Origin of the sequence: Nostoc sp. FACHB-888 (genome assembly GCF_014696655.1) — a bacterium.
Lineage (GTDB): Bacteria > Cyanobacteriota > Cyanobacteriia > Cyanobacteriales > Nostocaceae > Nostoc.
The window spans coordinates 1-7,235 of sequence record NZ_JACJQM010000201.1; the positions used below are offsets into that span (position 1 = coordinate 1).

General features: G+C 41.0%; 3 protein-coding genes. 2 read left to right on the forward strand and 1 reads right to left on the reverse strand.

The annotated features are described in order from the left end of the window. Positions 1-259: 259 nt before the first annotated feature. Positions 260-1,522 carry a proton extrusion protein PcxA gene (locus tag H6G26_RS36470; protein WP_190736313.1) on the reverse strand — a complete coding sequence of 421 codons (1,263 nt, stop codon included), beginning with the start codon at positions 1,520-1,522 and terminating at the stop codon, positions 260-262. A gap of 840 nt (positions 1,523-2,362) precedes the next feature. On the opposite strand from H6G26_RS36470, the gene H6G26_RS36475 reads away from it, so the two are divergent. Next, on the forward strand, positions 2,363-3,532 hold the full coding sequence (locus H6G26_RS36475; protein ID WP_242054198.1) for a glycosyltransferase family 2 protein: 1,170 nt from the start codon (positions 2,363-2,365) through the stop codon (positions 3,530-3,532). A 160-nt stretch (positions 3,533-3,692) separates the two neighbouring features. Next, entirely contained in the window at positions 3,693-7,079 is a 3,387-nt protein-coding gene (locus H6G26_RS36480) for a PAS domain-containing protein (protein WP_190736320.1), read from the forward strand. Positions 7,080-7,235 lie beyond the last annotated feature (156 nt).

Below are 7,235 nucleotides of genomic sequence, written 5' to 3' on the forward strand. Positions count from 1 at the left end.
CCTGCTACTTATTCTCTCATAAAATTTTTCTTGGAATCTACTTGATTAGTTACTATCAACAATTCCAAAAAGGGCTGATTTTAAAACGCCTTTTTATAGTACTAAAGTACCAGTGATTAGCGATCGCCTGTGCCAGTTGCGTAAGTCCTGGCAGCAAAATAAGGGACTTCCAACTAAAAAAATATCCTATCGCATTTAGGGACCAGACGCTCGGTGACGCCCTGTTTCTTTCAATTTTTGGAGTTCCCTAAATTACAAATTACTCGTCCATTTCTTTTAATGTAGCTAATGCCGACGGAGATAAGCGGCTGAGATAGCGGAATATCCAGTATTTGAAGATAGTGTTTAAAATTACAGGGAATGTCGCAATAAATAAAAATATTGCATTTCTAGTAGCTGGCAAACCCAAATGTCCTGCCAAACCTTCAAGAATAACCTCCCACCCATGTGGTGAGTGAAAGCCTACGAATATATCTGTCAAGAGAATGATTAAAAAAGCTTTGGCACTATCACTAAGGCCAAAGACAATAGTATCCATAAAAGACTTCACAATTACAATTTCTCTTTTGCTTAGAACGATGATTAGGCTAAAAGAAATTAGTGAAATTAAATCTACAATAATATTGCTAATATCGTTAATGGTTTGAATATGAGATTTTTTAGCTATTTCAATTGCTTTGTTTCTTATTTTCTCTTGAGTTACATTTGAAGAAAGTGGAGGCGCTTGATTAAGTAAATATTCAAATCTCAGTTCCGATTGAAAATTATATAATTCATGAAGAGCTTCTTTTTCTACATCAGAATTGATAAAAATTTGAGTTGTATTCTCTCTTATATTTTTTTCTAATATAGGGATTATTAAGAATTCTTTAGATAAATGCTGAATTAAAATGGGTATAATGATTAGAGATATTAGAAATCTCAAAGCAATCCTTGTTTTATTTCGAGAAATTCGGTAATTTCTTATAAATTCTTCTTCTGCCTGCGGGGAAAATTCTGCTTTAATTCTATTAAGTCTTTTGCCAATAGACCTAGATTGAGGTGTAGCTGGAATATCATTAACCTTAGATGAATCTGGCTGTTTGTTAATTTCGCTCTGGTTAATTTGTAATGATTGAGAATTTGAGACTAACGCGCTGTTATGGATTAGTTCATCTTTAATAAGGTACTTCTCTAAAACTTCATCAATCACCTTCAATTTTTCTAATAAATCAGAATTAGATAAATTGAAAATTTTACGACTAAGCCGAAACTCTATCAGTCTTACTTTAATAATAGTTAAATTCTTATCTAGGTATACTTGCCAATAAGACATCACGTTTTCAGTATAATCTACTGATCTTGAAGAAATTTTCTTGCCGCTAAAATGTTCTCTCTCAATGTTTTTAATTCTCTGAGCTGCTTGTTGAGCTTCTAAGAGTGCCCTTTCTGGTGTATCTAAAAACCAAACGTTCAGCGATCGCAAATATTTTTTGATATTTTTGCGAAGTAAATTTGCAGTTTTAGCAAATGGATTTTTCATTGTATATGACTCTCTATATAATGTATAATCTAGATATATAAGCCTTTAAAATGGGTAATATCTAGTTTAAAAATTAAGTAAATAGCAACCAACAAGTGGCAGCGTCTCTGTTGCAAAACTCAGATTGAATAGCGTTCGCGCAGCGTCTCGTATTGATAATTTTATCACTATAAAATTCATCGTTACTCATATAATGTTTGAAAAGCCCTCTTGTCAGTATCAAAGGTTCTATATCTCTCTAAATACCTTGTTGAAGAAAAATTGAGAAGCCAGAATTCAGGGGTCAGAATCAATGAGTGGGGGATTCAAACCCCAATACAGTTCAGTTAAGCCTAAAACTATTTGCCAAAGTCAATTTTTTAACGTAGATGCAAAGCGGCTTGCCGCAGGCTTCCGCCAACGCGCAGCGTCTCGTTAGAGAAGAACGCCAAGGACGCAAAGAGAAGAAAGAAATGCTTAACCCAAGTGTATTGATTCAAACCCGCCACTCATTGAAGACCATACTTCAATAAGCTCAGTGACCGCTAAATTTACGATTTAGCGTGGTCTTAAACCCATTTATTCATTCCCCTTTTTCGATCAGAATACCTAACTGAATCTGCTTTGATAAATTATAAAAAAGCGCCGAGAAAACCCACTCTTTTTAAAGATCGGATGAGACAAGCCCCAACGCCGTTGAATGTTGACGGTTAACAGTCAACAGTCTTTCATGTTATCCCATACCCTTTTAGGGGTGGGATGAGCTTAAATTATTTGTATATTTGTAAGAGTGCAAGACCTTGCGCTTTTACAATTAGATGTTTTTTTAACTGAAAATCCCTTATGAGTTTGAGTCTGTGCATGATTGTGAAAAATGAAGCCACAACAGTGCCTAAATGCCTGGGCAGTGTCAGAAAAGTGGTGGATGAAATGGTAGTCTTGGATACAGGCTCAATCGATCGCACTCCCCATATTGCCCAACAACTCGGTGCAAAAGTCTATCATTTCAAATGGTGTAATGATTTTAGCGCTGCTCGCAATGCAGCTCTAAAATATGTCACTAGTGATTGGATTCTGGTATTAGATGCTGATGAGGCTCTGACTCCAGCAATTGTACCGCAGTTGCGAGAGGCGATCGCAAGAGACGAATACCTGCTCATCAACCTTGTCCGCCAGGAAGTTGGTGCAGAACAATCTCCCTATTCTCTGGTTTCTAGACTGTTTCGCAATCATCCAGATATCCATTTTGACCGTCCTTACCATGCCTTAGTCGATGATAGCGTGTCAGCAATTATAACCAAAGAACCTCATTGGCAAGTAGGCTATTTACCAGGAGTGGCAATTTTACACGTAGGATATCAAAAAAGTGCGATCGCTCAAAATAACAAATATGCCAAAGCAGCTACGGCGATGGAAGGGTTTCTTGCTACTCATCCTGATGACCCCTATGTTTGTAGTAAATTAGGGGCATTGTATGTGGAAACCGGGAAGATTACCCAAGGTATGGAGTTGCTTAGACGAGGAATTATTAGTGCTGAAGAAAACTACGATATTTTATATGAACTCCACTATCATTTAGGCATTGGTTACAGTCGCTTGCAAAAACTTCCACAGGCTATTTCTCATTATCAAGCTGCCATCAAATTGCCAATTTATCCCATACTCAAACTAGGCGCATATAACAACTTAGGTAACTTACTCAAAGCAGCAGGGGATTTTAACGGCGCGAAAACTGCTTACGCCACAACTTTAAAAATTGACCCTAATTTTGTTTTTGGACATTATAATTTGGCGATGATATTTAAAGCTTTGGGTTTATTTACAGATGCGATCGCATATTATCAAAATGCAATCGCGTTAAATCCCAACTATGCCGAAGCGTATCAAAATTTAGGGGTAGTTTTGCTCAAAGTTGGCAATCATCAAGATAGTTTAACAGCTTTTAGAAGAGCGATCGCCCTTCATGAAAGGTATAATCCCGAAGAGGCGAAGAGACTACGCCAAGGGTTGCGGGAGATGGAGTTGATGTAAATGTCAGGGGCATTGGGGATTGAAAACAAAGTTTTAGGCGATCGCTGATTAAGAGCAAGATTAAAAGACCGATAATATTTTGGAACAAATTGCCCTAGAATTTATGTAAATATGAGCCACTAAATCTGAGATTAACTTTAAATTTATTTAACTTTTTAGAATGCCAGACGCGGAAAATTTCCAAAACCAACTGGCTAATGAGAAGCTACTGCACTCACAAGCTAGTAAAAAAGCAAATTATTTGCTGGTAGCTTGTAAAGAAGAGGGAATGGTGCTTCAGTTGGCTGATGGCACTATCCAGGCTTGCAATGCGGCTTGCGATCGCATTTTGGGACTGACCGCAGAGCAGCTTGTAGGGCAAAATTGGCTCAATCCCAAGTGGCAATTTATTCATGAAGATGGCTCTTTTTTGCCCAGCGAGACTCACCCAGCGATCGCTGCCTGTAAAACAGGTAAACCTTGCTTGAATGTTGTGTGTGGCTTCCATAAACCAAATGGTCAGCTAGTTTGGTTATTGTTGTCTTCACAACCTCTATTCCAAGCTGGAGTCAGCACTCCCTACGCGATCATTACAACTTTTTCGGATATTACTGAATCTAAGCACGCACAGCTTGAGGAAAACTCTAGCTGTGATCAAGATACTCAACGAGTTGAAAAAGAGGCAAGGGAGCAGCTAGTCACTGAGCGTAGCCGAAGTGGAGCAAAGAGAAAAGGGGAGAATTCTATCCCCCTGCCCCCTCTCCCCCAATCCCCACTCCGTGGGGGCCCCGAGTCCCCCTGCTTCTTCGTTGATACAGATGAATTTAAGCCGCAGTGGGATGGTCAACGTCTGTTTCAACAAATTGCTGGCACTCTTCCGGGGATACTCTACATTTATGACCTAATTGAGCAGCGAAATTCTTACATTAATTATGAAATTGCTCAAGGTTGGGGCTACACACCAGCAGAAATCCAGGCAATGGGAAAGGAGTTATTTACCCAACTTCTACACCCTGAAGATTTGGCTCGACTCCCTAGCTATTTTGAAAAATTTAATTCTGCTGCTCAGGGCGAAGTCCTCACCTTTGAGTACCAAATTCGACACGCTAATGGAGAGTGGCGCTGGTTTTGTAGCCATGACACTGTATACAGCAGAACTGCTGAAGGATTGCCACAATATCTTTTGGGGATCGCTTTTGATATTACAGAGCGACGACACATAGAAATTTCTTTGCGGCAAAGTAACGAAAGGTTTGAGCTAGCAGCAGCGGCAGTTAATTGTCTAATTTACGACTGGGAAATTCACAGAGGTAGTGTGGAAAGAACCCAGGGTCTAACCCAGATTTTTGGCTATACACAACAAGAAACTGAACCGACCTTCGAGTGGTGGCAACAACTCATCCACCCTGATGACCAACAAAGAGTTAATGACCAGTTCATCGCTAGTATGGACAGTAGTAACCGTTATAACATCGAGTACCGAGTCCGTCACAAAGATGGCCGCTATTTGTGGGCGGTAGACCAGGGGTTTGCTGTCCGGGATGCAAATGGTCAAGTAGTTAGGGTAGTTGGTGCTAGTACTGATATTACTGAACAGCAGGTTGCGTTGCGCGAACGCCAGCAAGCTGAAGCAAACTTGCGCGAGAGCGAAGAACGGATTCGGTTAGCCACTACGGCTGCTGAATTGGGTATGTGGTTTTGGAATATCACCACCAACGAGTTAATTTGGACAGAGAAATGTAAACAGTTGTTTGGACTGGCTCCAGGAGTCGAAATGGACTATGAGCTTTTCCTCAAGTGCATACATCCAGATGACCGTCAACGCATTAATGAAGCGATCGCCTGCTCTTTTCAGGGAAAGGTTGAGTTTGACGTTGAATACCGCAGCGTTTGGCCTGATGGTAGCATTCATTGGATTGCTGCCAAAGGTCGTGTCTTTTACGATGCTGAGGAGAAGCCAGTCCGAATGATGGGTACTACCCAGGATATTACCCAGCGCAAACAAGCAGAAAATGATTTGCGCCAGCGCGAAACTCAATTAAGGCGGTTAGTTGATTCCAATATTATTGGCATTATCTTCGCCACTCCTGACTGCATTACTGAGGCAAACCAGGCTTTTTTAGAAATGGTGGGTTATAGCCGAGAGGAACTCTTGGCAGGTAAGATATGCAGACAATACATCACCCCGCCTGAATATCACACTTTTGATGATCTGGGGCTAGAGCAACTTTTAACGGTTGGAGTATGTACTCCCTATGAAAAAGAATACATCCGCAAAGATGGTTCCCGTATTCCCATACTAATCGGTGGTGCTTTAGTGGAGAGAGATCCAGCGTCTTGGATCTGTTTTATTCTTGACCTAACCCCCAGGAAGCAATTAGAACAGGCACTTAGGCAACAAGCAGAGGAACTCAAACAGGCAAACCGGAACAAAGATGAGTTTCTCGCTGTTCTTTCCCATGAATTGCGATCGCCCCTCAACCCCATTTTAGGCTGGTCATCGCTACTCAAAAGCCGCAAATTTGATGAAGCTACTACAAATCGTGCTTTGGAAACCATCGAAAGAAATGCTCAATTGCAGATTCAATTAATTGATGAGTTGTTGGATGTATCCCGAATTATTCGTGGTAAGTTAAATCTGACTTTTGCCACTGTTAATCTGGTAGCTGTAATTGATGCTGCATTAGAAACAGTCAGGTTAATAGCCCAAACCAAATCCATCCAAATCAGCATACAGCTTGACCCCAATGTTGGTAGAGTGTTAGGCGATTATTATCGCTTACAGCAAGTTGTAGGGAATTTACTATCGAACGCAGTCAAGTTCACTCCCCGTAATGGATCTGTGGAAGTCAGGCTATCATTGAGTCGGGAATTGAATTCCAACTCAGCACTGATTCAAGTTAAAGATACAGGTCAAGGTATTTCTCCTGAATTCCTACCTCACATATTTGAATATTTTCGTCAAGCTGATAGCAGCACAACCAGAAAATTTGGCGGGCTGGGGTTGGGATTGGCAATAGTTCGCCACCTGGTAGAGTTGCATGGTGGAACTGTAACAGCAGCTAGCCCAGGAATTGGACAGGGAGCAACTTTTACTGTCAAGCTGCCCGTGATGAAGGAGAGTGAGGGAGTAGGGGAGGCAGGGGGAGCAGAGGAAGCAGGGGAGGCAGGGGAGGAATTTAACTCGTCACTTCTGTTTGGACTACGGGTATTGATTGTTGATGATGATGCAGATACACGGGAGTTTTTACACTTTTTGCTACAACAGAATGGGGCGCTGATAACTCTTGCAGCATCAGCAACTGAGGCACTGGCTGTCATAGTAAAGACTGTACCTGATTTGTTAATCAGTGATTTAGGAATGCCGGAGATGGATGGCTATAGCCTGATTAGGGTACTCAGAGCAATGGGAGGGGAAATTCCTGCGATCGCCCTTACAGCCTATGCTGGAGACAGCGATCGCGATCGAGTCTTAGCATCTGGGTTTCAAAAACACGTTGCCAAACCAGTACAACCAACTGAATTACTAACCTCAATTGCAGATTTGCTAAGGCAAAGGTATAACTAAAACTTTTTTATAGTAATGCTTCTGACTGACTCAAAACGTGAGGAAGCGTTGCACTTATAGAACCCATTTGACATCTTATGAGGTTTTGAATTAAGGTACTCCTCAGCATCTAAAATCTAATACTAATGGCGTACTCCAGCAACCTCACTGATGCAG

Coding starts and splice junctions, on each gene's coding strand:
- H6G26_RS36470 (WP_190736313.1), bottom strand. CDS start 1,522: ATGAAAAATCCATTTGCTAAAACTGCAAATTTACTTCGCAAAAATATC.
- H6G26_RS36475 (WP_242054198.1), top strand. CDS start 2,363: ATGATTGTGAAAAATGAAGCCACAACAGTGCCTAAATGCCTGGGCAGT.
- H6G26_RS36480 (WP_190736320.1), top strand. CDS start 3,693: ATGCCAGACGCGGAAAATTTCCAAAACCAACTGGCTAATGAGAAGCTA.